Below are 25,049 nucleotides of genomic sequence, written 5' to 3' on the forward strand. Positions count from 1 at the left end.
CTCAGGACTCCTTCTTCACCTGTCGGACGATGTCGGCGATCTCGGCGATGGTCGGGGTGTCGAAGAAGGCGTCCAGCGGTACGTCGACGCCGAGCCGTTGCTGGATGCGACCGCTGATCCGGGTGATGGTCAGCGAGTGTCCACCCAGGTCGAACAGGTCCTCGTGCACGCCGATGTCGGGGATCCGCAGCACCTCCTGCCAGATCAGCCGCAGCTGCGCCACCAACGGATCGTCGTCAAGCGACCCGGCCACATCGACCGGCCCAGCGGCGTCGACCGCCCCGGCCGCCCCGGCCGCCCCGGCCGCATCGAGCGCAGCGGCGGCAACGGCGGTCGGCACGGCGGCATCGGCCGGCCGGGCGGCATCGAGCGCCCCGGCGGCAGCGGGAGTCGGCCGGGCGGTCGGGGCGGGCAGCGCGGCCCGGTCCACCTTGCCGTTGGCGTTCAGCGGCAGCCGGTCGAGGATGACGTAGTCGCTGGGCAGGGCCGCCTGCGGCAGGCTCGACGCGAGATGGTGACGCAGGTCGGCCGGCTCCGGCACCCCGCCCGGTCGGGGCACCAGGTACGCGACCAGGCGCGGCTCGTCGGCGTCCTGCCGGAGTACGGTGACCGCCTCGGCGACCCCGGGATGGTCGAGCAGCCGAGCGTCGATCTCCCCCAGTTCGATCCGATGGCCCCGGATCTTGACCTGGTGATCGGTGCGGCCGAGGAACTCGATGTGCCCGTCCGACCGCCACCGGCACCGGTCACCGGTGCGGTACATCCGCTCGCCGACCGGACCGTACGGGTCGGGTACGAACCGTTGCGCGGTCAGGTCGTCGCGCCCCAGGTAGCCGAGGGCCAGCCCGGCACCGGCCAGGTGCAGCTCACCGGGCAGGCCGATGGGCGCGGGCAGACCGGCGGTGTCCAGGATGTACGCCCGCACGTTCGGCAGCGCAGTGCCGATGGTGACGTCGACGGGGTCGGCGGGGATGTCGGCCATCGTGGCGTACACGGTGGCTTCGGTCGGGCCGTACCCGTTGATCAGCCGGGTGGTGCGGGCCCGCAACTCCCGGGCGAGGGTGACCGGCAGCGCTTCGCCGCCGGCGACCGCGACCAGCGGTGGCGTGGGGTCGCCGGGGGCGCCGAGGCCGGCTTCCAGCAGCACCCGCCAGCCGGACGGGGTGGCCTGGGCGTGGGTGACGCCGGCGGCGCGGATCAACGCCAGCACGGCTCGGCCGTCGAGGGCGCTGACCGTCGAGGCGACCACCACCTGCCCGCCGGTGATCAGGGGCAGGAAGACCTCCACCGTGGAGATGTCGAACGACAGCGACGTCAGGTGCAGCCAACGGTGCGTCGGCTCGCTGCCCAGCAGGTCCCGGACCCCGAACAGCATGTTCGCCAGGGACCCGTGGCGGATCGCCACACCCTTGGGACGGCCGGTGGAGCCGGAGGTGTAGAGCACGTAGGCCAGCGCGTCGACGTCGGGTCGCTCGTCGGGGTCCGTCGGCACCGGGCCGTCGAGCAGGGCGACGTCGTCCAGGGTGAGGGTGGGCCGGTCCGAGGTGGTTCCGGTGGCGGTCACCACCAGGGTCGGGGCGGCGTCGGCCAGCACGGCCTCCTGCCGGGCGGCCGGGTGGGCCGGGTCGATGGGCAGGTAGGCGGCGCCGCAGCGCAGCACCGCCAGCATGGTCACCACCGCCTGCCAGGACCGTTCCAGTGGCATCGCCACCAGCGATGCGGGGCCGATGCCGCGCTGCCGCAACGCCCCGGCGAGCCGCCGGGCGGCCTCGTCGAGTCGGCGGTAGCTCAGCGTCAGGTCGCTGTCGACCAGGGCCGGGGCGTCCGGGGTCGCGGCGACCCGGGCGGCGAACAGGTCCGGCACGGTCGCCACCGGATAGCTGCGGGTGGTGTCGGTGCCGGCGCGGGTGATCTGGTCGAGTTCGTCGTCGGGCAGCAGCGGCAGCCGCGCCACCGGCCGGTCCGGGTCGGCGATCACGGCGGTGAGCAGGGTGTGCAGGTGTCCGCCGATGCGGTGGACCGCGTCGGTGTCGATGGCGGTGGGGCTGTGTTGAAGGCTCACCGTGATGCCGGTGGGCGCGTCGACGATCTGCACGTGCAGCGCGTTGCGGGCGGCGCCGCTGAACAGGGTCCACTCCACCTGGCTGGGCACGCCGGGGAAGACCGGCTCGGCGGCGCGTCGTCGGTAGCCGACGCTGACCGGGGTGAGCGCCGGTGCCGGCCGCAGGCCGGGCACGGCATGGGCCAGCGGCACGGCCCGGTGCCGGTACACCTCCCGCAGCCGGGCCCGTAGCGCGAGGGCGTGGTCGCGGAAGGTCGCCGTGGCGGCGTCGGCGGCGACCGGCAGTTCGTTGACGAAGAGCCCGACCAGGTCGGCCTGTTCGGCGGTACGGGTGGACAGCGCCACCCCCACTGGGACGCCCTGGTTGCCGTAGCGGGCGAGCAGGGCGTGCAGCGCCGCGAAGAGCACCTCGAAGCGGGTCACGCCCAGCGTTGCGGCCAGCCGGTCGACCCCGTCGACCAGGTCGGCGGGCAGGTCCGCCGCGACGGCGGCACCGGGTTCGGCGGCGGTGGGCAGCCGACGCAGACCGGGCAGGACCACGTCACCGGGGCCGGACCAGTGCCGGGCCCAGTAGTCGCGGGCGGCGGGCAGGTCGGCGGCGATCCGCTGCTGTTCGGCCGCGGCGAGGCCGCTGTAGTCGTCGGCACGGGTCGGCGGGTCGGTGGGCGCGTCCGTGCGGGCGGCGGCGTACGCGCCAGCGAGGTCCCGGGCGAGGATGTCCTTGGAGGTGCCGTCGAAGACCACATGGTGTGCGGTGACCAGCAGCAGGTACTCACCCTCGACGCCGGTGAGCAGGGTGAACCGGGCCAGCGGTCCGGTGTGCAGGTCGAACGGACGGGCGATCTCCTCGGCGATCCGGGCGTCGGTCAGGTCGCCGAAGCCGACCGGCGGGCGGGTGTCGGCCGGGGCCAGGCGCGGGATGCCGTCGTCGTCGCCGGTGATCCGGGCGGACAGGATCGGATGCCGCGCGATCACGCCCGTGCAGGCCGCGACGAGGGACTGGGTGTCGAGTTCGGCGCCGAACCGTACGCCCAACGCCATGTGATACGCCGTGCCGGCGGACCCGGCCTGCTCGGTGAACCAGACCGCGTGCTGTGCGTACGTCGCCTCGGCGGTGCCCACATCTGCTCCCCTGGTCGTGCTGGCGGTGGTCATGTCTGGAACAGGTCGGTGAGCTGCCGTTTGAGCACCTTGCCGCCCTCGTTGTGCGGCAGCCGGTCGAGCACCAGCAGGCGGGCGGGCAGCTGGTAGTCGGCGAGCCGGTCGGCGAGGAAGCCGCGTGCCACGGGCAGGGTGAGGTCGTCCGGGCCGGCCGGCGGGCGGAGCACGACGGCGGCGGCGACCGCCGAGCCGAGCACCGGGTGCGGTATCCCGACCACGGCGGCCTCGGCGACCAGGGGGTGTTCGTGCAGTGCCGCTTCCACCTCCAGGGTGGAGACCTTGAACGCGCCGGTCTTGATCACGTCCTGGTGCCGATCGGTGAGGTACAGGTAGCCGTCGGCGTCGAGGCGGCCGACGTCGCCCATCCGCACCCACCCGTCGCGGAAGGTGGCCCGGTTGGCGGCCTCGTCGCGGTAGTAGGCGCGGGTGAAGGGGGCGCGCAGCCACACGTCGCCGGTGGTGCCGACCGGCAGCGGGTTGCCGTCGACGTCGGCGACCATCAGCTGCCCGCCGACCGGTCGGCCGACGGCGTCGCGTCGCGCCGGGTCGTAGATCATCGTGGTCTGCGCCGGGGCGGCCTCGGTGGAGGTGTAGTAGTTGACGATTGTCGCCGCCGGGAAGGCCTCGGCCAGCCGGGCGGCGACCGCCGGTGCCAGCGGCGCGGCGGTGGACCCGATCAGCTGTACGCCGCTGGTGTCCCGCCCGCGCAGCGCGCCGGAGTCGAGCAGTTCGACGGCGATCGACGGGACCACGAAGACGGTGCCGGTGCCGGGGGCCTCGACCAGCCGGGCGAAACGCAGTGGGGTGAAGCGGGGCAGGGTCAGCGCGCCGGCCTTGGCGGTGAGCGCGTTGACCAGCATGGTCTGCCCGGCGTTGGTGCCGATGGCGAAGGCGTGCAGGAACCGTCGGGAGTGGGCCAGGGCCAGCCGGCGGGGATGCTGCGGTGCCCCGACGGTCAGGTTGGCGTGGCTGGCCGCCACTCCCTTGGGCCGCCCGGTGGTGCCGGAGGTGTAGAGGATCTGGGCGAGGTCACCGGGGCGGGCCGTGGCGGCGTCGAGGTGCTCGGAGGCCGCCTCGGTGAGCAGGTCGGCGCAGGTCCAGACCGGCAGTCCGGCCGGTACGGGCGGGGCGGGGGTGTCGTCGCCGTGCAGTACGGCGGTGGCCGCGCAGTGGGTCAGCGCGTAGTCGAGTTGTCCGGCGGCGAGCCGGTCGGACAGGGGTACGGCCACCCCGCCGGCCCGCAGCACCCCGCAGTACGCGACGGCGAAGCGGGTCCAGTCGCGGGCACCGAAGAGCAGGCCGACCCGGTCACCTCGGCGCAGTCCCCGGGCCCGCAGGGCGGCGGCGAACCGACTCGACTCGCCGGCCCAGTCGGCGAAGGTCAGGGTGGCCACGCCGTGCACCTCGACGGCCACCTGTTCCGGGTGCAGGTCGGCGCGCCAGTCCAGCAGGTCCGGCACCGTACGGGGTGCGGGTGTCGTCGGGGGCATCTCAGGCCGCCTTCCGGACGGCCGGTACGGGGGTGACGGCGGCGGCCCGGGCCTGGCGTTCCTCGATGCCGACCAGGTCGTCCGGCGGGGCGTCGGGCACCTGGTCGTCGAAGCGGGCCAGCACCGGCGTGATCAGCGAGACCAGTGCCGTGATCGCGATGCAGAGCCCGAACAGCACGTAGAGCAGGCCGTGGCCGCGTCCCGGGCCGACCCCGAGGACGACGCCGACCGTGCCGGCCAGCACGCCGTCGGCGAGCAGCATCGGCTCGGCGATCCGGGCGGCGGCCGGGGCGATCAGACCCCAGCCCAGCGGCAGGGTGGACTGCGCGACCATCTGGTTGAGTGCGAAGACCCGGCCGTGTACGCGCGGCGGCACCTTGGTCTGGATGATCGTGGCGTAGACGCCGTTGACGATGGCCAGGGACACGTACATGCCGAAGGCGCCGGCGGCGATCAGCGCCAGGTTCGGGCGTAGCCCGGTCAGCATGGCGGCCGCCGCGATGCCGAGGGTGCCCAGCAGCACCGCGCGCATCCGGCGGTGCCGGGGACCGCCCCAGACCAGCATCACCAGGCCGCCGGTGGCCGCGCCGATCCCGCCGGTGAGGGCGACCTGTGCGACCTCGTCGAGGCTGGCGAAGCCGAGCACCAGCGGGGAGAGCAGGAACAGCACCGGGAAGAGGAAGAGGTTCAGGGCGGCGAAGAAGGTCAGCATGGCCCGGAACTCCCGGCGGCGTAGCGCGTACCGCAGGCCGGCGAGGATCTCCGCGCCGATGCTCTCGCGGCGTTGCAGGGCCAGGGTGCGGGGGAACTTCACCACCGCCAGCACCGTGATGGCGAAGAGGTAGCAGGCCACGTCGACGAGGAGGATGCCGCGCAGTCCGACGGCCTGGAGCAGGGCCACGGCGGCCAGCGGCACCACGAACTGGGTGAGGCCGACGGCGGTCTGGGCCAGCCCGTTGGCGTGACCGAGGAACCGTTTGGGCACCAGTTGCGGCACCGCCGAGACGAAGGCGAGGCGTTGGAAGGCCAGCGCCACCGACAGCCAGGCGGTGAACGGGTAGAAGTGCCAGATCTCGACCCGGTCGAGGAGCACCAGGACGGCCAGCGCCGCGTTGCCGCCGCCGGCGGCGGCGCAGGCCGTCAGCAGGACGGCCCGCCGGCTGAACCGGTCGATCACCGCGCCGGCCAACGGCGCGATGAGCAGGCCGGGCAGCAGCGCCAGTACGGCGAATAGCGCGAACCGGGCCAGTGAAGCGGTCTGCGTGTAGATCCACAGTGGTACGGCGAAGGTGGTCAGCGCGGTACCCAGGCCGGAGGTGATCTGCCCGGCGGCGACCATGCCGAAGCGTCGCATGCTCGGCGGGGGCGCGGTGTCCGTCCTGCTCCGGCCGGTCGACGGCGGTTCGGGACCACGGTGGGAGACGGCGGCGAGCTGCCAGGCCGGCTCGGGGGCGGCGGTGGGGGTCTCGGCGACCGCCGGGGTGGGGGTGTCGATGCGCCGGTGCACGTCGGTGACGATCTCGGCCAGTTCGGCGGCCCGGTACTTGAGGAAGTAGTGGCCGCCTTCGTCGATCACGGCCAGGGCGGTGCGGTCGCTGAGGAAGTGCCACTCGCGGTAGCGCTCCTCGTGGAACTCGGTGCCCCGGTCCCGCTCCCCCACCACCGAGATGATCGGCGCGCGCAGTGGGGTCACCCGCCGGCGCATCAGCTCGGTGAAGTACTCCTCGGACACCTCGGCGTCGTGGCGCATCGCCCGGATCAGGAACCGCACCTCGTCGGGCGCGAGTTGCCCGATGTTGGTGCCCTGCGCCTGGAGCCAGGTGCGGTAGATCCGGTCGCTGCGCAACCGTTCGGCCAGCCGCAGCCGCAGCAGCGGGCCGAGCAGCCCACCGGCGGGTCGGCCGAAGGGGAAGACCGCGCCGAGATACACCGCCTCCAGGTCGCGGCCGGCCGCCTCCAGCCGCCGCGCCACCTCCACCACGAGAGCCCCACCGGGACCGCAGTGTCCGTAGAGGATCAGCGGGCCGCTGACCCGGTCCAGGATCTCCGCGACGACGTCGGCGGCGACCTGGTCGATGGGCGCGGGGTCGTCGGCCACCCCGATGTCATGTCCGGGTACGGCCACCGACAGCAGCCGGTGTCCGGGGGGCAGCGCGTCGGCCAGCGGCTGGTACACCACCGCGCTGCCGCCGCCGTACGGGACGCAGACCAGGGTGGCGATGCGCGCTCCGGCGGGCAGCGGCGGGGTCAGCTCGTGCAGCAGCCCGCTGCTGTCGGTCGCGTCGCCGCCGACCAGGTGCGCCAGTTCGCGTACGGTGCGGTGGCGGAACAGGTCCATCACGCTGACCGTCGGCGCGGCGGCGCCGAGCACCTCGGGCAGTTCCCGTCGCAGCCGGGCCACCACCTGGGTGGCCAGCAGCGAGTGCCCGCCCAGGTCGAAGAAGTCGTCACCGGCGCCGACCTGCGCGATTCCGAGCACCGCCTGCCAGATTCCGGCGATCAGGGTCTCCACCGGCCCGTCCGGCGCCACCCGATCGGCGTCGGTGGTCGGCTCGTCGGTCGGGGCGGGCAGGGCGCGCCGATCCACCTTGCCGTGCTCCTGCAACGGCAGCCGGTCCAGCAGCACCCAACGGCTGGGCAGCATGTGTTCGGGCAGCCGTTCGGCGAGCCGGCGGCGTAACTGGGCCGGTTGGGGTGGGTCCGCTTCGGTGGCCGGTTCCAGGTAGGCGACCAGCCGGTCGTCGCGCAGCAGCACCGCCGCCTGCCGGATCTCGGGACAGTCCCGCAGCGCGGCCTCGATCTCCCCCAGTTCGACCCGGTAGCCGCGGATCTTCACCTGGTGGTCGCGTCGGCCGAGGAACATCAGCTGCCCGTCGTTGCGCCAGCGGGCCAGGTCGCCGGTGCGGTAGAGGCGGGCGCCGGGTGGGCCGTACGGGTCGGGCAGGAACCGCTGTGCGGTCAGCTCGGGCCTGTTCAGGTAGCCGCGGGCCAGCCGGTCGCCGCCGAGGTACAGCTCGCCGGGCACCCCGACCGGCACCGGGCGCAGCCGCTCGTCGAGCACGTAGGTCCGGGCGTGTGGCAGGGGCCGCCCGATCGGCACCGGACCGGTACCGGCCTCGGTGGCGGGTACCTCGTAGGTGGCCACGCCGACGGTGGCCTCGGTGGGGCCGTAGTGGTTGAAGATCCGGGCCGGGCCGGCGGCGAGGGGCGCGATCCGGTCCAGATCGGACGCCTCACCGCCGAGAATCAGCGCGCGGGCCGGCAGCAGGTCACCCGGTTCGGTGTCGGCGGTGAGCGCCGTCAGGTGCGACGGGGTGATCTTCAGGTAGTCGATGTGTCGCGCCCGCTGCCGCTCGGCGAGTTCGGCGCCGGTGCATCGGCGGGGCAGCAGGTGCACCGCACCGCCGGTGGCCAGCGCGAGATAGAAGACGGTGACACTGAAGTCGAAGGACATCGACTGCGGCAGCCCGTATCGGGCGGCCGGGACGACGGCGAACCGGTCGGCGACCCCGTCGAGGTAGCGCAGCACCTGCCGGTGGGCCACCGCCACTCCCTTCGGGGTGCCGGTGGAGCCGGAGGTGTAGATGACGTAGGCCAGGTTGTCACCGGTCGCGGTGGCCCCGGGTGCGGTGTCCGGGCCGGCGGCGATCTCGGCGGCCACCTCGTCCAGGCAGGCCGTGGGCAGCTCGGCCGGCAGCAGGTCCCGCAGGTCGGCGCTGGTCAACACGATGCTGGGGCGGGCGTCGGCGAGCATCAGGCCCAGCCGGGCGGCGGGCTGCTCCGGATCCAGCGGCAGGTAGGCCCCGCCGGCGCGGAGCACCCCGAGCAGCGTGGCCGCCAACTCGACCGACTGTTCGAGCAACACCCCGACCAGGGTGTCGGGGCCGACGCCCTTCCCGCGCAGCCAGGTGGCGAGCTGGTTGGCCCGCCGGTCCAGCTGGCGGTAGGTGAGGGTTTGCGACTCTTCACCGACGACCGCCGGGGCGTCCGGGGTGGCGGCGACGTGCCGGTCGATCAGGTCGGCCAGGGTCGTCGCGCCGCCGGTGACCCCGGTGCTGTCGTCGGTGTCGGGTCGCCCCAGCGCCAGGGTGCGGTCCCGCTCGGTCGGGTCGAGCAGGTCGAGGTCGACCACCGGGCAGTCCGGTGCGGCGACCGCGCCGCGCAGCAGCGTCTCGAAGCTGGCCGCCAGTCGCCGTACGGTGGCGGCGTCGAACAGGTCGGTGTTGTAGACGACCATGCCGCGCAGCCCGTCGGCGCTCTCCCCGACGTACAGCGACAGGTCGAAACGGGCGGTCCCGGCGTCGGTGCCCACCCCTTCGGCGCGCAGCCCGGCCGGCCAACCGCTGCCGCCCTGGTCGTAGTTCTGCAGGGTGAACAACACCTGGAAGACGGGGGTACGACTGACGTCGCGCGCCACGTTGAGGTCGGCGACCAGCCGCTCGAACGGGATCTCCTGGTGGGCCAGCGCCCGCACGACGGTGCCGCGGGTGCGCTTGAGCAGGGCCGCGAAGCTCGGCTCGACGGGGCCGTCCGGGCCGGTGGCGATCGGCGACAGGTCGGCGCGCAGGGCGAGGGTGTTGACGAACAGGCCGACGAGTCGTTCCAGCTCCGGCACGACCCGGCCGGCGACCGGTGAGCCGATGGCGAAGTCCCGCTGGCCGCTGTAGCGGAACAGCACGGCTTGCAGGCCGGCGAGCAGCGTCATGTACAGCGTGCTGCGGTGGGCACGGCTCAGGCGGCGCAGCCCGTCGGTCAGCTCGGCGTCGAAGGCGAAGCGGTGGGTGCCCCCGGCGTACGACAGCACAGCCGGTCGGGGCCGGTCGGTGGGCAGCTCCAGCGGCGGTACGTCGGCCAACGCCGTACGCCAGTAGGCGAAGCCGTCACCGCTGGCCGGGCCGTCCAGTCGAGCCCGCTGCCAGGCGGCGTAGTCGAGGTAACCGGTCGACGGGGCCGCCGGGGCGGTGCCGCCGTCGCGCAGCGCGCCGTAGGTGGCGGCGACCTCGCCGAGCAGGATGTCCAGTGACCAGCCGTCGCTGACGATGTGGTGCATCGCCATATGCAGCAGCTGCTGTTCGTCGTCGATGCGTACCACCAGGGCCCGCAGCAGCGGCGCGGCGGCCAGGTCGAACGGGGTGTCGACGGCTGCGGTGACCAGGTCCCGGGCGGCCTGCTCGGATTCGGCGGTGGTGACCGTGACCGGTACCCGGACCTCGGGCAGCACCTGCACGACCGGTTCGCCGTCGGCGTTCTCGGTGAACCGCATCCGCAGGCTGTCGTGTCGGGCGGCGGTGGCGTCGAGGGCGGCCCGGAGCAGATCGATCTCCAGCGCTCCGTGCAGCCGCACCGTCGCGTAGATGACGTAGGCGGCGGTGCCCGGGGTCAGCTGTTCGGTGAACCAGATCCGTTCCTGGGCGAACGACAGACGCGGCCGATCGGTGGATCGGCGTAATTCCGGCGAGTCGGTACGACTCCAGGCCGGCGCGTCAACGTTCGTCACGCAGCGCCTCACTCCGATGACGGATGGGAGTCAGTAGTGTGCACGGCGTATCCAACAGCGCGGATCGGCTGATCGGTCCACTGTGTAAGACTCGATCGATCGATCCGGCATCCGTACGGCCCGGTCTACGGTCGGGAATGCCATTCACGGACGTCGTCATTCCGGTCGAGTGGGCCTCGGAGCCCCTGGCACCCGCCGAGTTCACCGGTGCCGGAGCCACCACGGCGCCACTGACCTGGGCGCAGCAGGTGCTCTGGCGCTCGATCAGCCGGTTCGGCTCCAACCACCGTTTCCTCAACCTGCGGCGTACCGTCGGCGTCTCGGCGCGGGCCGCCACCGACGTGCCCACCGCGCTGCGGGCGGTGGGTGCGCTGGTCGGCCGGCACGCCGCGCTGCGCACCCGGCTGCCGCTGCGCGACGGCGAGCCACGCCAGGAGGCGGCGGCCGCCGGGGTGCTGCCGGTGCTGCTCTGCGCCGGGGTGGGTGACGGCGCCGAGGCGGCCCGGGCGGCCGCCGGCCGGCTCGGCGACGTCGCGTTCGACCACGCCGCCGAGTGGCCGCTGCGGGTGGCGCTGGTGACGGTGGACCGACGGGTACGCCAGGTCGTGCTGGTGTTCAGCCACACCACCGTGGACGCGCACGCCGCCGAGGTGGTGATGCGTGACCTGCGGCTGCTGTTGCTGCGCGGGCGACTGCCCACCCCACCCGGCCCGCAGTCGACCGACGTGGCCCGGCTCCAGCACGGCCCGGACCGCCGACGCTCCGACCGGGCGGCGGCGTACTGGCTGCGGGAATACCGGCGGCTGCCGCCGCAGCCGTGGGAGCAGACCGGCCCCGGGCTCGACCCGCCGGCGCGGCGCGGCGTGCTGGTCTCCTCCGCCATCGACACGGCCGCCCGGATGGTCGCCGCCCGACACCGGGTCAGCGCCTCCGCGGTGCTGCTGGCGGCCTATCACGCGGTCGCCGCCCGACACAGCGGCCGTACGCTCGTCGGCCTGTTTCCCATGGCGCACAACCGGTTCCGCACCGAGTACGCCGACGCCGTGGCGAACCTGGGTCAGGTCGGCTTCTGCGTGGTGGACCTGACCGGCCGTCCCGACTTCACCGAAGTGCTCTCCCGTGTCTGGATCGCCTCGCTCAACGGCCTGCGGCACGCGTACTACCACTCGGCCTCGCTGCGTGGGACCTTCGAGGAGCAGGGCATCGACTTCGACTCGTTGTTCGGGCCGCACTACTACTTCAACGACGTACGGCTGTCGGTCGGTGGTGGCCCGACGCCACCGGTGGCGACGCCCGCCGACCTTCGGGCCGCCATGGCCGCCAGCACCTTCTCCTGGACGGAAGGCCTGGAGCAGACGGCCTGGCACATGTTGGCCCACGTCGTGGACGAACCCGGCGGGGTGGGCATCACGCTTACCGCCGACACCCGGCACATCGCGATGGACGCCGTGCAGACGCACCTGCGCGAGATGGAGGAACTGGTGGTGGCCGCCGCCCACACCGACGTGCCCTGGCCCTGGTCACCGCCCGTCACCGGCGCGCCTTCCGCCACCGACGCGCCAGCCGAGGCGGGTGTCGTGACGGTCGTCGCCGACGGCGAGGAGATCGTCTCCGCGCCGTTCGCCGGTGGGCGCGCCGCCAACGCGCCGCTGACGTGGGGGCAGCGGGCGATGTGGCGCAGCCTGGACGAGTTCGACTCCCCCGCCGGGTACCGGGCGCTGTGCCTGCCCCGTCAGCTGCCCGTCCCCGCCCGCACGGAGCTGACCGTGGCACGGGCGGTCACCGCGATCGGCGCGCTGCTGGGCCGGCACGAGTCGCTGCGCACCCGGTTCCGCCGCCGCGACGACGAACTGCACCAGGAGTCAGCAGCCGCCGGCCGGCTGCCGGTGCTCGTCCACCCGGTGCCGCGGCCCGAGGACGACCCCGACGGCCGGGAGGCCGCGACCGGGTTGACCGCCCGGCTGGGTACGCCCCGGTTCGACCACGTCGCCGAGTGGCCGCTGCGGGCCGCGCTGGTCACCGTCGACGGCCGGGTACGGCAGGTGGTCGTGGTCTTCAGTCACGCCACCGTCGACTTCCACGCCAGCGACCTGGTGCTGCGCGACCTGCGGGCGTTGCTGGCCGGCGCGACTCCCGCCGCCGCCGGCCTCCAGTCGCTGGGCCTCGCCGGACGGGAGCGCGACGTCGAGCAGCGGCGCTCACAGCGGGCGATCGCGTACTGGGTGCGGCAGTTCACGGGCCTCACGCCGAGCCTGTCCGACCCGGTCGGGCCGGCACCGCAACCCCGCTTCCGACGCGGCTCGCTGGTGTCCACGGCGGCGCACCACGCGGTGCGGCTGCTCGCGGCCCGGAACCGGACCAGCACCGCCAACGCGATCCTGGCGGCCACCGCCGCCGGGCTGACCGGCGACGGCGACCAGCGGACGTGCGGGATCGTGGTGATGGCCAACAACCGTTTCCAGCCCGGGCACGCCGAGGCGATCGGCACCCTCAACCAGATCGGGTTGTGTCGACTCGACCTGTCCGGCCGGCCCGGCTTCACCGAGCTGCTGTCGCGCACCGGGCGGGCGGCCTTGGACGCCTACCGGCACGCCTACTACGACCCGGCGGTGTGGGAGCGCACCTTCACCGACCTGGGACACGATCACCGGACCTTCCTGGCGCCCTACTGCTATCTGAACGACGCCCGGCTGCTCCGCGAGGTCGGCCCGGCGCGGTCGGGCCCGGACGGAGCCGGTCTGCGAGCGATGCTGCCGGAGAGTCGCTTCCGCTGGTTGACCGAACTTGATCAGTTCCCGTGGCGGTGCCGCCTGCAGGTGCTCGACGCGCACGAGGGGATCGAGTTGGTGATCACCGCCGACACCCGGTACTTCCCGGCGCAGCGCGTCGAGCCGTTCCTGCGCGGCATCGAGTCGCTGCTGGTCGAGGCGGCCCACCGGGACGTGCCCTGGCCGTGGACGCCAACCGCCGGATGACACGCACGTGCACCGAAAACCGTTCGGCCGGTACGGCTTCGGATGCGATGATCCGGCGATGTCCTCCTCGCGTCGTGACCTGCTGCGCTGGCAGTTCGACCTGACCTGGTCGCTGTTCGACTACCACCTCCAGCGGTTGACGCCGGAGCAGTTCCGCTGGGAGCCGGTCGCGCACTGCTGGACGGTGCGCCGGGACGCGGCGGGCCGGTGGGTGCCGGACTGGGCCGACACCGAGCCCGATCCGGTGCCGGTGCCCACCGTCGCCTGGCTCACCTGGCACATCGGCTGGTGGTGGAGCGTCGCCCTCGACCACCTGACGGGCCGGCCACCACGCGCGCGCACCGAGATCCACTGGCCCGGCGACGGTACGCCCACCATCGAGTGGCTGGACGAGCTACGGACGCAGTGGCACGACGTGCTGGACCGGCTCACCGACGCCGACCTCGACCAGGTCGCGCCGTTCCCGTGGCCGTACGACCCGGAGCACACCGTGGCCCATCTGCTGGCCTGGGTCAACGCCGAGTTGATGAAGAACGCCGCCGAGATCGGTCAACTCCGACTCCTGCATCAGGCGGACTCGGCCTGACCGTTCATCCGGCGGGTCAACTCGGCCGCCCGGTACGCCGCGACCTGACGTGCCTGGCCGGCCACGAAGCGCCGCAGCAGCGCCGGGGCGGTGGCCGTGACCTGCTCCTGCACCCGCGTCCCGGTCTCCGCCGCGGTCAGGTCCACCGCCGCGCGTAGTCGCACCCGTGCGGGACTGACCACGTCGCTGACCAGCTGGGCACCCGGCCGGGTGGTGACCATGCGTACCCGGATCCGGTTGTCCCAGCGCAGCAGGCGCAGGAACCGGAACCGCTCCACCGCGACGTAGTCGGTCACCGTGCGCCCCTCGGCGTCCCGGCTGGTCCGCACGTCGTCGACCGCCACGATCAACGGCGACAGTCCGATGTAGCTGTGTGGATCACTCAGATGAGCGAACACCTGATCCACAGAGGAGGAAACCAGGAAGGTTGTCACGAAAGCGATCTCGGGAGTGGGGCTGTCGAGCACGCTCTCATCCTGCCATCGACGACCGTGAACCGACATCTGTATAAGCGAATCATCGAAATGTTTGGTCAACCGTCGGATGACCGGCCGTGAGCTGCGCCGTAGCGTCAACGCGATTCACCTCGCACGGGCTTGGTCACACACCGTGACTGCCGGGCGAGTGTCGCGGACAGCCGTGACGGACCGCCTCGGCGGTGGTGGATCGGAGCCCGCGCTGTCCTTTCAACCCCCAAAAGGAGCAAAGGTGCCCCTACAGCCCCGACGATCTCGTGGCCGACGCGCCGCAGGGGTGGTGCTCACCACCACCCTCGTCGCGTCACTGACCACACTCGCCGCCAATCCCGCCTCGGCCGCGCCCGAGGAGGCCCCGGCCCAGTCGAACCCGCTCTTCCTGACCGGCCCGAACGACGGCGCCGCCGAGGACATCGCCATTCGCTACCTACGCGGCAACGCCGCCGCGTACGGGGTGAACGCCGCGGATCTCAGCGACCTGAGCATCCTGTCCAGCTACACCAGCCGGCACAACGGCGTCACCCACGTCAACCTGGCCCAGCGCCACCAGAACCTGGAAGTGTTCGGCGCCGCCGCCACGGTGAACATCGCCAAGGACGGCAGCGTCATCCTGGTCGGCGACACCCTGGTCGCGGACCTGGCCAAGGGCACCTCCGGCACGGCGGACCTCAACGCCGTCGACGCGGTCGAGGCCGCCGCCGACGCGCTGGATCTGGCCGCGCCGAAGAGCCCGAAGGTCCTCAGCCGGGCCGGTGGCGCGGCGCAGAAGACCGTGGTGTCGGAGAGCGGCATCTCCGACGAGCCGATCCCGGCGAAGCTGGGTTGGCAGCCGACCGAGGACGGGCTGCGCCTGGCCTGGCAGCTGGTCATCGACGACTCCTCGGACTCGCACCTGTGGAACGCCACCATCGACGCGGAGAGCGGCGAGCTGCTCGACGTCGACGACTGGACTACCCAGCACGAGGCCCACGAGGTCGCCGACAACCTGGACGCCCTCGCCCCCAACCGGTCCAAGACGCTGAACAGCGCGGCGTTCCACACCCACGAGCCGGTGCAGGACGGCTCCAGCTACCGGGTGTACGCCGGACCGGCCGAGAGCCCGAACGACGGCCCCCGCACCGTGGTGACCAACCCGGCCGACCGGGTCGCCTCGCCGTACGGCTGGCACGACACCGACGGTGCTCCGGGCGCGGAGTACACCACCACCCAGGGCAACAACGTCCACGCGTACCAGGACACCGACAGCAACAACGCCCCCGACTTCGGCAGCAGCCCGGACGGCGGGTCGAGCCTGACCTTCGACAACCCGGTCGACCTGAACGAGCACGCGCAGAACTACCGGGACGCGGCGACGGCGAACCTGTTCTACTGGAACAACATCATCCACGACGTCACCCACCGTTACGGGTTCGACGAGGCGTCGGGCAACTTCCAGATGAACAACTACGGCCGTGGCGGCGTGGGCGGCGACTACGTCCGGGCCGAGGCCGCCGACGGTAACGGCACGAACAACGCCAACTTCTCCACCCCGGCCGCCGACGGTGCCGCCCCGCGGATGCAGATGTTCCTGTGGCCGGGCAACCAGTTCGGTGCCCAGAACCAGGTCGTCCTGGACGGCGTGGGCTCGTTCGACGCCGGCTGGTCGCGGTTCAGCCCCGCCCCCACGGTGGCCGGCCTGCCGGGTCACCGCTACGTCTACGGCGGCACCGGCTGCACCACGGCCACCTACCCGGCCAACCTGCCGGCCGGCAACTGGATCGCGGTCGTCGACGGCGGCACCGCGGCCTGCACCTACCTGCTGCGTACCCAGGTCGCCCAGTCCCTCGGCGCCAAGGCCGTCGTGGTGGCGCACAACGCCGCCGGGGCCGCCCCGGTGCTGACCGGCGCCATGACCGGCACGCCGGTCGCCATCCCGGCCGTCGCGGTCACCCAGGCCGACGGCAACGCCATCAAGGCCGCCATCGCCGCCGGTGACGTCACCGGTTCGGTGCGCAAGCACCCGAGCCACCCGGGCATCCGCGACGGTGACTTCGACGCCGGCATCATCATCCACGAGTACGGTCACGGCATCTCCAACCGCCTGACCGGTGGTCCGAACATCAACTGCCTCAGCGGCAACGAGCAGATGGGCGAGGGCTGGAGCGACTACTTCGCCGTCACCATGCTGCTGGACCCGAGCGTCGACACCGCCGACGGGGTGCGCGGCATGGGTCCGTACGCCCTGTTCCAGGAGGACCGCAGCGGCGCCGGCATCCGGCCGCGTCCGTACTCGCGGAACATGGAGATCCAGCCGTTCACCTACGACAGCATCAAGACCCGGGGCTGGCTGAACGGCACCTCCCTCGCGGCGCCGCACGGCATCGGTCACGGCTGGGCCGCGGTGCTGTGGGACATGACCTGGGACCTGATCGACCGGCACGGGTTCAACCCGAACGTCTACGACTCGTGGAACACCGGCGGCAACAACCTGTCGCTGCAGCTGGTCATGGACGGCCTCAAGATGCAGGGCTGCGGCCCCGGCCTGGTCGCCGGCCGCAACGGCATCATCGCCGCGGACGCCGCCCTCACCGGTGGCGAGAACTCCTGCACCCTGTGGGCGTCCTTCGCCCGCCGGGGCCTCGGCTACAGCGCCGTGCAGGGCACCACCAACCGCGACGACAACACCGAGGCGTTCGACACCCACCCGTCCTGCCGCGGTGACTTCCTCAACCGCTCGGGGATGAACACCCTGGACGCCGGTGACGCTGCCCCGATGCAGTTCCAGCTCGCCAGCAACCGGGGCCTGGACATCCTGGCCAGCAACTCCCCGTACTCGCGGCTGGTGGACTGCGACACCCTGCAGACCGTCAACCCGGACGACACCATCACCCCGCGGCCGACCCCCGTCAAGGCGGTCAACCCCGGGAACTCGAAGATGTCGGTCAACGCCAAGGGTCGGTACAACTACGTCTGGAAGACCGACCCCGCCTGGGCCGGCACCTGCCGAGAGTTCGTGCTCACCCTCGACAACGGATTCCAGTACCGCACCTACTTCAAGTTCATCGGCTGAAGCCCTAGCAGCTGATCCGAAGTAGAGCCGGAGGGAGCGTCCCGCACGACGGAACGCTCCCTCCGGTGCGTTCAGCCCCTGACACCGTGGCTGACCACGGCCGCGGTCAATCGCGGTGACAAGCCGCCGTACCCCGTACAGCGAAGGAGCCTTTGGTGTCCTCATCCCCCCGGAGATCTCGTGGTCGACGCAACGCCGCGTTGGTGTTGTCCACCACCCTCGTCGTGTCCCTGACATCGGTTTCCGCGCCCGCCTCGGCGGCGCCCGAGGAGGACGCGGGTACCTCGAACCCGATCTTCCTCACCGGCCCGAACGAGGGCGCCCCGGAGACCGTCGCCGTCAACTACCTGCGGGCGAACCCGGCCCAGCACGGTGTCGGCGCGGCCGATCTCAGCGACCTCGCGGTCGCGTCGAAGTACACCAGCCGGCACAACAGCGTCACGCACGTGAACCTGGCCCAGCGGTACCAGAACCTGGAGGTGTTCGGGGCCACGGCCACCGTGAACCTCGCCAAGGACGGCAGTGTCGTCTTCGTCGGCGACAGCCTGGTGGCCGACCTGCGGGAGAACGCCGCAGGCGTTGCGTCGCTGGACGCGGTCGAGGCGGTCCAGGCCGCCGCCGACGCCCTCGACCTGGCCGAACCGAAGAGCCCACGGGTGATGAGCCGGGCCGGTGGCGCCGCCCAGCGCACCGTGATCTCCGGTAGCGGCATCTCCGACCAGCCGATCCCGGCGAAGCTGGGCTGGCAGCCGACCGAGGACGGGCTGCGGCTGGCCTGGCAACTCGTCATCGACGACTCGTCGGACCCGCACCTGTGGAACGTCACGGTCGACGCCGAGACCGGCGACCTGCTCGACAGCGACGACTGGACCACCCACGACAGCCCGAAGGACCTGGCCACCACGCTGGGTCGACCGGAGCAGCAGGCGGCCACCGTCGCCACCCCGAACATCGAGATCCCGACCGTCCTGCCGCGGAACCAGGCCCTCGACGGGTCCAGCTACCGGGTCTTCGAATTCCCGAAGAACGACGCCAACGAGGGACCGCGCAACCTGGTGACCAACCCGGCCGAGGGGACCGCCTCGCCGTACGGCTGGCACGACACCGACGGGGCGCCGGGTCCCGAGTACACCATCACCCGCGGCAACAACGCTCACGCCTACACCGACCGGGACGCCAACAACCAGGTCGACCCGGGCAGCTCCCCGGACGGCGGGCCGGGTCTGACCTTCGACTTCCCCGCCGACCTGGACGAGCACCCGCAGACCTACCGCGACGCCGCGGTGGTCAACCAGTTCTACTGGTGCAACGTCGTCCACGACCTCACCTACGGCTACGGCTTCGACGAGCCGTCCGGCAACTTCCAGGTCAACAACTACGGACGTGGCGGTGTCGGCGGCGACGACGTGATGTGCGAGGCGCACGACGGCTCCGGCCAGAACAACGCGAACTTCTCCACGCCGGCGATGGACGGCGGCCGGCCCCGGATGCAGATGTTCCTCTGGCCGGGCAACCAGTTCGGCCTGCCCAACGCGGTGACTGTCGGGTCGGGTGCCGGCGCCGCCACCTACCAGGCGGAGTACGCCCGCTTCACCCCCGCGCCCACCCGCGCCGGCTTCGCCGGTGCCCTGGCGCTCGTCGACGACGGTGTCGGCAACACCGCCGACGGCTGCACCGTGTACAGCCTGCCGGCCGGCGCGATCGCCGTGCTCGACCGCAGCAGCAGCTGCAACTACTACACCCAGGTCAGCAACGCCGAGCAGGCCGGCGCGGCCGCCGTGGTGGTGGTCAACAACGTGGCCAGCGCCCCGGTGGTGATGAACGGGTCGATGAACCCGGCGGTCGGCATCCCCGCGGTGATGGTGAGCCAGGCCGACGGCAACGCCATCAAGGCCGCCCTGCCGTCCTCCGCACGGGTGCACCGCAACCTGGACCGCCCGGCCATGCGGGACGCCTCGTTCCGCGCGGAGACCATCTTCCACGAGTACGGTCACGGCGTCTCGCTGCGGCTCACCGGTGGCCCGACGGTCAACTGCCTGACCGGTAACGAGCAGATGGGCGAGGGCTGGAGCGACTTCCTCGCGATCGTCTCGCTGATCAACCCCTCCCTCGACAACCCCGAAGGCCCGCGTGGCTACGGCCAGTACGCGCTGTTCCAGGACAGCCGTACCGGTGACGGTTTCCGGCCGCGTCCGTACTCGCGGAACATGGACATCCAGCCGTTCACCTACGACAGCATCAAGACCGGTGGCTGGCTCAACGGCACCTCCCTGGCCGCGCCGCACGGCATCGGTCACGGCTGGGCCGCCGTGCTGTGGGACATGACCTGGGACCTGATCGACCGGCACGGGTTCAACCCGAACGTCTACGACCCGTGGAACACCGGCGGTAACAACCTCGCCCTGCAACTGGTGATGGACGGGTTGAAGATGCAGGGCTGCGGCCCCGGCTTCGTCACCGGCCGCAACGCCATCATCGCCGCGGACGCCGCCCTCACCGGTGGCGAGAACTCCTGCACCCTGTGGGCGTCCTTCGCCCGCCGGGGGCTGGGCTACAGCGCGGTGCAGGGCACCACGAACCGCGACGACAACAGCGAGGCGTTCGACACCCACCCGTCCTGCCGGGGTGACTTCATCGGTCGTACGGCGATGAACACCGTCACCGCCGGATCGGCTGCGCCGATGCAGTTCCAGCTCGCCAGCAACCGGGGCCTGAACATCCTGGCCAGCAACTCGCCGTACTCGCGGCTGGTGGACTGCGACACCCTGCAGACCGTCAACCCGGACGGGCCCGTCACGCCCCGACCGACCCCGGTCAAGGCGGTCAACCCGGGCAACTCCCAGCTGTCCGCCAACGCGAACGGTCGGTACAACTACGTCTGGAAGACCGACCCCGCCTGGGCCGGCACCTGCCGAGAGTTCGTGCTGACCCTCGACAACGGGTTCCAGTACCGCACCTACTTCAAGTTCGTCGGGTAACCCCTGACCGAGAGCCGGGGAGCGTTCCGAGCCACGGAACGCTCCCCGGTCGGCATCGGTCAGGCGTAGAAGCCGGTCCGCAGCTCGATGCCGTGCTCCAGCCACGCCTTGAGGCAGCAGAGCATGTTCGTCCACCCCTCGCAGTTGCCGTACGACGCCCGCTGCCCCTGCGGGGTGGGGCGCCACCCCTCCTCGGCGATGGTGACCAGGGTGCGGTCCTCCCCCAGCGGCTCGAACTCCATGGTGACGGTCGTCTGGTAGGCCCCGGTCGATTCCTCACCGTCGTCGGCCGCCCAGCGCAGCACGATCCGTCGGTCCTGCTGCACCTCGACGACCTCGACCGGGAAGGCTCCGGGGAAGTCGGCGAAGTCCCAGCTGACGGTGGCGCCGGCGGCCAGGCGTCCCTTGGCTCCCCCGGTGGTGAAGTAGTGGGAGAGCTGCTCCGGGTCGACGACGGCCTCGAACACCTCATGCACCGGACGGCTGATCCGGCCGGCGATCTTGAACCGCAGGTCCATGCTGATCTCCTCACGCTGACATGTTGTATTTTTATAACATGTCAGACGGTCGCGCCGAGCCCGACAACCCGGACCAGGATCTGGACGAGGTGTTCAAGGCGCTCGCCTCACCGACCCGTCGGCACCTCCTGGACCTGCTCAAGGACCAGGCCCGCACCACCGGCGACCTGTGCGAACGGCTGGCGCCCCTGGACCGGACCACGGTGCTGCAACACCTACGGGTGCTGGAGGCCGCCGGGCTGGTCATCGCCCACCGCAAGGGGCGCGAGCGGTGGAACCACCTCGACCCGCTGCCGATCAAACGCATCCACGACCGGTGGATCGGGGCGTACGCCAGCGCGGCGGTGGACCAGCTCGCCGCTCTGAAATCCGCCCTCGAAGATCCGGCGTCGGATCAGCGGTCCACCGCCTGACAGTTCAGTGGGCGCTGTACTATCTGCCGGGTGAGCACCATGACCCACGGAGGCGTCCTGTCCCGCTTCGGGCATGCCCTGTCCGACCCGGTCCGGGCCCGACTGCTGCTCGCCCTACGGGAGAGCCCCGGCTACCCGGCCGAGTTGGCCGACCTGCTCGGCACCAGCCGGCAGAACCTCTCCAACCACCTGGCCTGCCTGCGCGGCTGCGGCCTGGTCGTGGCCGTGCCGGAGGGCCGTCGCTCCCGTTACGAACTGGCCGACCCACGGCTCGCCCACGCCCTCGGCGACCTGCTCGACCTCGTCCTCGCCGTGGATCCGACGACCTGCGCGCAGGCCGGCACGGACGGTTGCTGCTGATGGCCAGCCCACTGCCGATCGTCCCGGCCGTCGTGGACGGGCCACCGGCCGACCGTCGGGCGGTGCTGATCCGCCGGATCCGGTGGCTGGTCGCCGCGACCATCACCTACAACGTCGTCGAGGCGGTCGTCGCGATCGCCGCCGGCACCATCGCCTCGTCCACGGCCCTGATCGGCTTCGGCCTCGACTCGATCGTGGAGGTGGCCTCCGCCGCCGCCGTCGCCTGGCAGTTCACCGCCGCCGACCCCGGGCGTCGGGAACGGACCGCCTTGCGGGTCATCGCCGTCTCGTTCTTCGGCCTTGCCGCGTACGTCAGCGTCGAGTCGCTGCGGGCGCTGTTCGCCGGCACCCAGCCGGAGCACTCCACGGTCGGCCTGACCCTGGCGGCGCTGTCGCTGGCGATCATGCCGATTCTCTCCCTCACCCAGCGTCGGGCCGGACGTGAACTGGGTTCGGTGTCGGCGGTCGCCGACTCCAAGCAGACCCTGCTCTGCACGTACCTGTCCGCGGTGCTGCTCGTCGGCCTGGCCGTCAACTCGCTGTTCGGCTGGTGGTGGGCCGACCCGGTCGCCGCCCTCGTGATCGCCGCGGTCGCCGTCCGGGAAGGCTGGGACGCGGCTCGCGGCCGAGCCTGCTCCTGCACCCCGGTCATCACCGGTCAACTCGAACCGGCCGGTGGTTGCGCCGACAGCGGCTGCGCCGCCGACGGATGCGGAAACGACTGACCACAGAGCACCGATGATCATCGCCGTACGGTGACTGTCGGCTCATGGCTCTTGACACTCCGACGTGCCTCCATAAAGATCATTGTCGTGCGAAGCGCCTACCTGACGAAGCGAGGTCACATCGACCTCCTGCGCGTCGCCAGCGCTGCCTGTCGACCCTGCCGCTGACGCCGGGTCATCCCCCTTCCTGCCCGCACGGGCGATCCCCTGCCGTAGGTCTCCGGCCCTACCGGCACGCCCGTATACGGCATTCGCTTCATCCGACAGGAGAGCTGTCCATCGTGCACACCATGTCCGTACGCCTGGCCACCGCCGGGCTCACCCTCGCCCTGCTGGGTACGGCGGCCTGGGTCGCGCCGGCAAACGCCTCGGCGTTGCCGGCGGTACCCCCGTCGTCGCCCGGCCTCCACCAGATCACCGGTTACCCCCGGCAGAACGTGCTTCCGGTCTGGCCGGCCAACCCCGCCGACGCCTCCATCCCGATCGGCGTCGTCCCCTACCACGAGATCGCGCCGAAGCTGAACGCGTTGCAGGCCGCCAGCAACCGGGTCTCCGCCCGGGTGGCCGGCACCTCCAGCGGCGGCTACGACCTGTACGCGGTCGTCGTCACCGCCCCGGAGTCGCGGCAGCAGGCCCGCCAGCAGGAGGAGTGGAAGCGCCTCATCGAGGAGGACCCGGTCCGGGCCCGCACCGACCGCAAGCTGCTGGCCGGGTACAAGACGCCGTTGTTCGTCAACGCCAACATCCACGGCAACGAGTGGGAGGGCACCGACGCGGCGCTGCGGGTCATCGAGGAGTTCGCCACCAGCCGTGATCCCGAGGTGACCCGGCTGCTGGAACGCAACCGGCTGATCTTCAACGTGACGGCCAACCCGGACGGCCGGATCGCCGGCACCCGGGCCAACGGCAACGGCTACGACCTCAACCGGGATCTGACCATCGTCTCGCAGCCGGAGACGAACCTGATCCGCGAGCTGATCATCGACACCAAGCCGATCATCACGCTCGACCTGCACGGCTACGTCAACCCGACGCTGCTGCACCCGAGCACTCCGCCGCACAACGTCAACAACGAGTACGACCTGTTCATCAAGCACGCCCTGCCGAACGCCCTCGGCATCGAGGAGGGCCTGCGGGCGCTGGGCTACGCCGAGACGCAGCGGGCCCGCATCCCGTTCCGCGACGACGCGCCGGGGGTGTGGGACGACTTCCCGCCGATCTACGTGCCGTCGTTCGCGTTGTTGCAGAGCAGCATCCCGTACACCATCGAGGCGCCGCTCAACCCGCGCGGGACCAACCTGACCCCGCAGGAGCGGGTACGGCGCTCGGGCATCAACACCGACGTGCACGAGGTGGCGATCAAGTCCTCGCTGCGCTACATCCAGGACCACCGGAACCAGCTGATCTTCGACCAGGCGGAGGTCTACCGGCGCGGCTGGGCCGGTGAGCCGCTGCGGGACATCCCCGACGGCTACGTGCCGGGCTGGGGCCCGGAGGACAACTACCAGACGGTCTTCCCCCGGGCGTACGTGATCCCGACCGGTGCCGGGCAGCGGTCCGAGCCGGCCGCCGCGCGCCTGGTCGACCTGCTCATCGGCAGCGGTGGCCGGGTGTGGCGGGCCAAGCACGCCTTCCGGGCCAACGGCACCAGCTACCCGGCCGGCTCCTACGTCATCGACCTGCACCAGCCCAAGCGGGGCCTGGTCAACTCGCTGCTGGAGCCGGGCATCGACCTGACCGACCGGGTGGACGACCTCTACGCCGGTCCGGCGGCCTGGAGCCAGGGGCTGACCTGGGGCGCCACCGTCGACACACTGTGGGACAAGAAGCTGCCGAAGGTGCAGCTGACCCGGGTGTACGACGGGGTGGCCACCGGCACCCTGCCGCCCGCCAACACCGACGTACGGCTCGACATCCAGGACGCCGCCGACCTGCTCGTGGTCAACTCGCTGATCCGCAAGGGTCTGCGGGTGCACCGGCTCGCCGACGGGTCGGTGGTGGTGCAGGCCACCCCGGGCAGCCGCAAGCTGCTCCAGGACGCGGTCCGCACCCACGGCGTCACCTTCGAGCGGGCCCCGGCCCGCTGGCGGGGCACCCCGCTGGGCGAGATCGTCGTCGGCTACCTGGGTGGTGTCGAGGCACGGGACACCCTGGCCGCCCTCGGCTTCGCGACCCGGGCGGTCACCGCCGCCACGCTCGCCGACACGCTTACCGACGAGGTCGACGTGCTGCTGGTGGCGGGCAACCTCAACGTGGCGAACCTGACCACGGCCAACCGGGCGGCGCTGGACGCCTTCCTGGCCCGTGGTGGTGGCGTGGTCGGCCTCGGCACCGCCGGGGCGAGCTTCGGCAACGCCACGTCGCTGCTGAGCGTCACCGCCACCGCCGGGCCGTCGCTGGCCAGCGGGGTGGCGAACGTGGTGAACCGGGGTGGTCCGGTCACCGCCGACGCCAGCCCGTACGCCTTCATCAGCCAGCCGGTCTGGTTCACCAACCTCGGCGCCGGGGTGAGCGTGGAGCAGTCGTACGCGGCGGATCCGCTGCTGGCCGGCTGGTGGGCGACCACCGGGGCGAACGGGCAGGGCGCTGCCGCGAACCAGGCAAGCGTCGTGCGCAGCGTGAGCGCCGGCGGCAACCCGGTGGTGCTCTTCGGCACCAACCCGACGTTCCGGCTGCACCCGAAGGGGCTGCAACCGCAGTTGGGCCGGGCCCTGCTGTGGGCCGCGCAACCGTGAGTTGACAGCGCGGGCCCCGGCGAT

The 25,049-nt window shown here is 72.0% G+C and carries 14 protein-coding genes; 9 read left to right on the plus strand and 5 right to left on the minus strand.

Annotation, left to right across the window (positions count from 1 at the left end; translation table 11 throughout):
- Window position 1 precedes the first annotated feature (1 nt).
- The 3 genes from JMF97_RS10535 to JMF97_RS10545 are packed head-to-tail and all read right to left on the minus strand — an operon-like array spanning window position 2 to window position 10,210.
- Window positions 2-3,217: a non-ribosomal peptide synthetase gene (locus tag JMF97_RS10535; RefSeq protein ID WP_203221374.1), complete on the minus strand. Its 3,216-nt coding sequence runs from the start codon at window positions 3,215-3,217 to the stop codon at window positions 2-4.
- On the minus strand, window positions 3,214-4,713 hold the full coding sequence (locus JMF97_RS10540; protein ID WP_238359060.1) for a class I adenylate-forming enzyme family protein: 1,500 nt from the start codon (window positions 4,711-4,713) through the stop codon (window positions 3,214-3,216). Before JMF97_RS10540 ends, JMF97_RS10535 begins: the two co-directional genes overlap by 4 nt.
- A 1-nt stretch (window position 4,714) precedes the next feature.
- The gene (locus JMF97_RS10545) at window positions 4,715-10,210 is read right to left on the minus strand and encodes a non-ribosomal peptide synthetase/MFS transporter (RefSeq protein ID WP_203221375.1); all 5,496 of its coding nucleotides are present in this window, start codon (window positions 10,208-10,210) and stop codon (window positions 4,715-4,717) included.
- Window positions 10,211-10,347: 137 nt separating this feature from the next.
- On the opposite strand from JMF97_RS10545, the gene JMF97_RS10550 reads away from it, so the two are divergent.
- Both JMF97_RS10550 and JMF97_RS10555 read left to right on the plus strand, forming a co-directional pair.
- Entirely contained in the window at window positions 10,348-13,185 is a 2,838-nt protein-coding gene (locus JMF97_RS10550) for a condensation domain-containing protein (RefSeq protein ID WP_203221376.1), read from the plus strand.
- A gap of 58 nt (window positions 13,186-13,243) precedes the next feature.
- The gene (locus tag JMF97_RS10555; protein WP_203221377.1) at window positions 13,244-13,771 is read left to right on the plus strand and encodes a DinB family protein; all 528 of its coding nucleotides are present in this window, start codon (window positions 13,244-13,246) and stop codon (window positions 13,769-13,771) included.
- Here the strand turns inward: JMF97_RS10555 and JMF97_RS10560 are convergent.
- Window positions 13,753-14,238, minus strand: coding sequence for an SRPBCC family protein (locus JMF97_RS10560; protein ID WP_307816856.1), 486 nt, complete (start codon window positions 14,236-14,238; stop codon window positions 13,753-13,755). The genes JMF97_RS10555 and JMF97_RS10560 overlap by 19 nt on opposite strands.
- Window positions 14,239-14,479: 241 nt before the next feature.
- On the opposite strand from JMF97_RS10560, the gene JMF97_RS10565 reads away from it, so the two are divergent.
- The gene (locus JMF97_RS10565) at window positions 14,480-17,296 is read left to right on the plus strand and encodes a M36 family metallopeptidase (protein ID WP_307816857.1); all 2,817 of its coding nucleotides are present in this window, start codon (window positions 14,480-14,482) and stop codon (window positions 17,294-17,296) included.
- Between the two features lie 155 nt (window positions 17,297-17,451).
- Entirely contained in the window at window positions 17,452-20,274 is a 2,823-nt protein-coding gene (locus JMF97_RS10570; RefSeq protein ID WP_307816858.1) for a M36 family metallopeptidase, read from the plus strand.
- Between the two features lie 59 nt (window positions 20,275-20,333).
- On the opposite strand, the gene JMF97_RS10575 is transcribed toward JMF97_RS10570, so the two are convergent.
- The gene (locus tag JMF97_RS10575; RefSeq protein WP_203221378.1) at window positions 20,334-20,792 is read right to left on the minus strand and encodes an SRPBCC family protein; all 459 of its coding nucleotides are present in this window, start codon (window positions 20,790-20,792) and stop codon (window positions 20,334-20,336) included.
- A gap of 38 nt (window positions 20,793-20,830) precedes the next feature.
- On the opposite strand from JMF97_RS10575, the gene JMF97_RS10580 reads away from it, so the two are divergent.
- The 5 genes from JMF97_RS10580 (at window position 20,831) to JMF97_RS10595 (ending at window position 25,025) form a co-directional block, all read left to right on the plus strand.
- A complete protein-coding gene (locus JMF97_RS10580) occupies window positions 20,831-21,205 on the plus strand; it encodes an ArsR/SmtB family transcription factor (RefSeq protein ID WP_203221379.1) in 375 nt (124 codons plus the stop codon).
- Between the two features lie 39 nt (window positions 21,206-21,244).
- The gene (locus JMF97_RS10585; protein ID WP_203221491.1) at window positions 21,245-21,565 is read left to right on the plus strand and encodes an ArsR/SmtB family transcription factor; all 321 of its coding nucleotides are present in this window, start codon (window positions 21,245-21,247) and stop codon (window positions 21,563-21,565) included.
- Window positions 21,565-22,290: a cation efflux transmembrane domain-containing protein gene (locus tag JMF97_RS10590; RefSeq protein WP_203221380.1), complete on the plus strand. Its 726-nt coding sequence runs from the start codon at window positions 21,565-21,567 to the stop codon at window positions 22,288-22,290. Before JMF97_RS10585 ends, JMF97_RS10590 begins: the two co-directional genes overlap by 1 nt.
- 87 nt (window positions 22,291-22,377) lie before the next feature.
- Window positions 22,378-22,458 carry a putative leader peptide gene (locus tag JMF97_RS32210; RefSeq protein WP_350697899.1) on the plus strand — a complete coding sequence of 27 codons (81 nt, stop codon included), beginning with the start codon at window positions 22,378-22,380 and terminating at the stop codon, window positions 22,456-22,458.
- Between the two features lie 122 nt (window positions 22,459-22,580).
- Window positions 22,581-25,025: a M14 family zinc carboxypeptidase gene (locus tag JMF97_RS10595; protein WP_238359061.1), complete on the plus strand. Its 2,445-nt coding sequence runs from the start codon at window positions 22,581-22,583 to the stop codon at window positions 25,023-25,025.
- Window positions 25,026-25,049 lie beyond the last annotated feature (24 nt).

The organism is Micromonospora fiedleri (assembly GCF_016774385.1).
In the GTDB taxonomy this organism is placed as follows: domain Bacteria; phylum Actinomycetota; class Actinomycetes; order Mycobacteriales; family Micromonosporaceae; genus Micromonospora; species Micromonospora gifhornensis.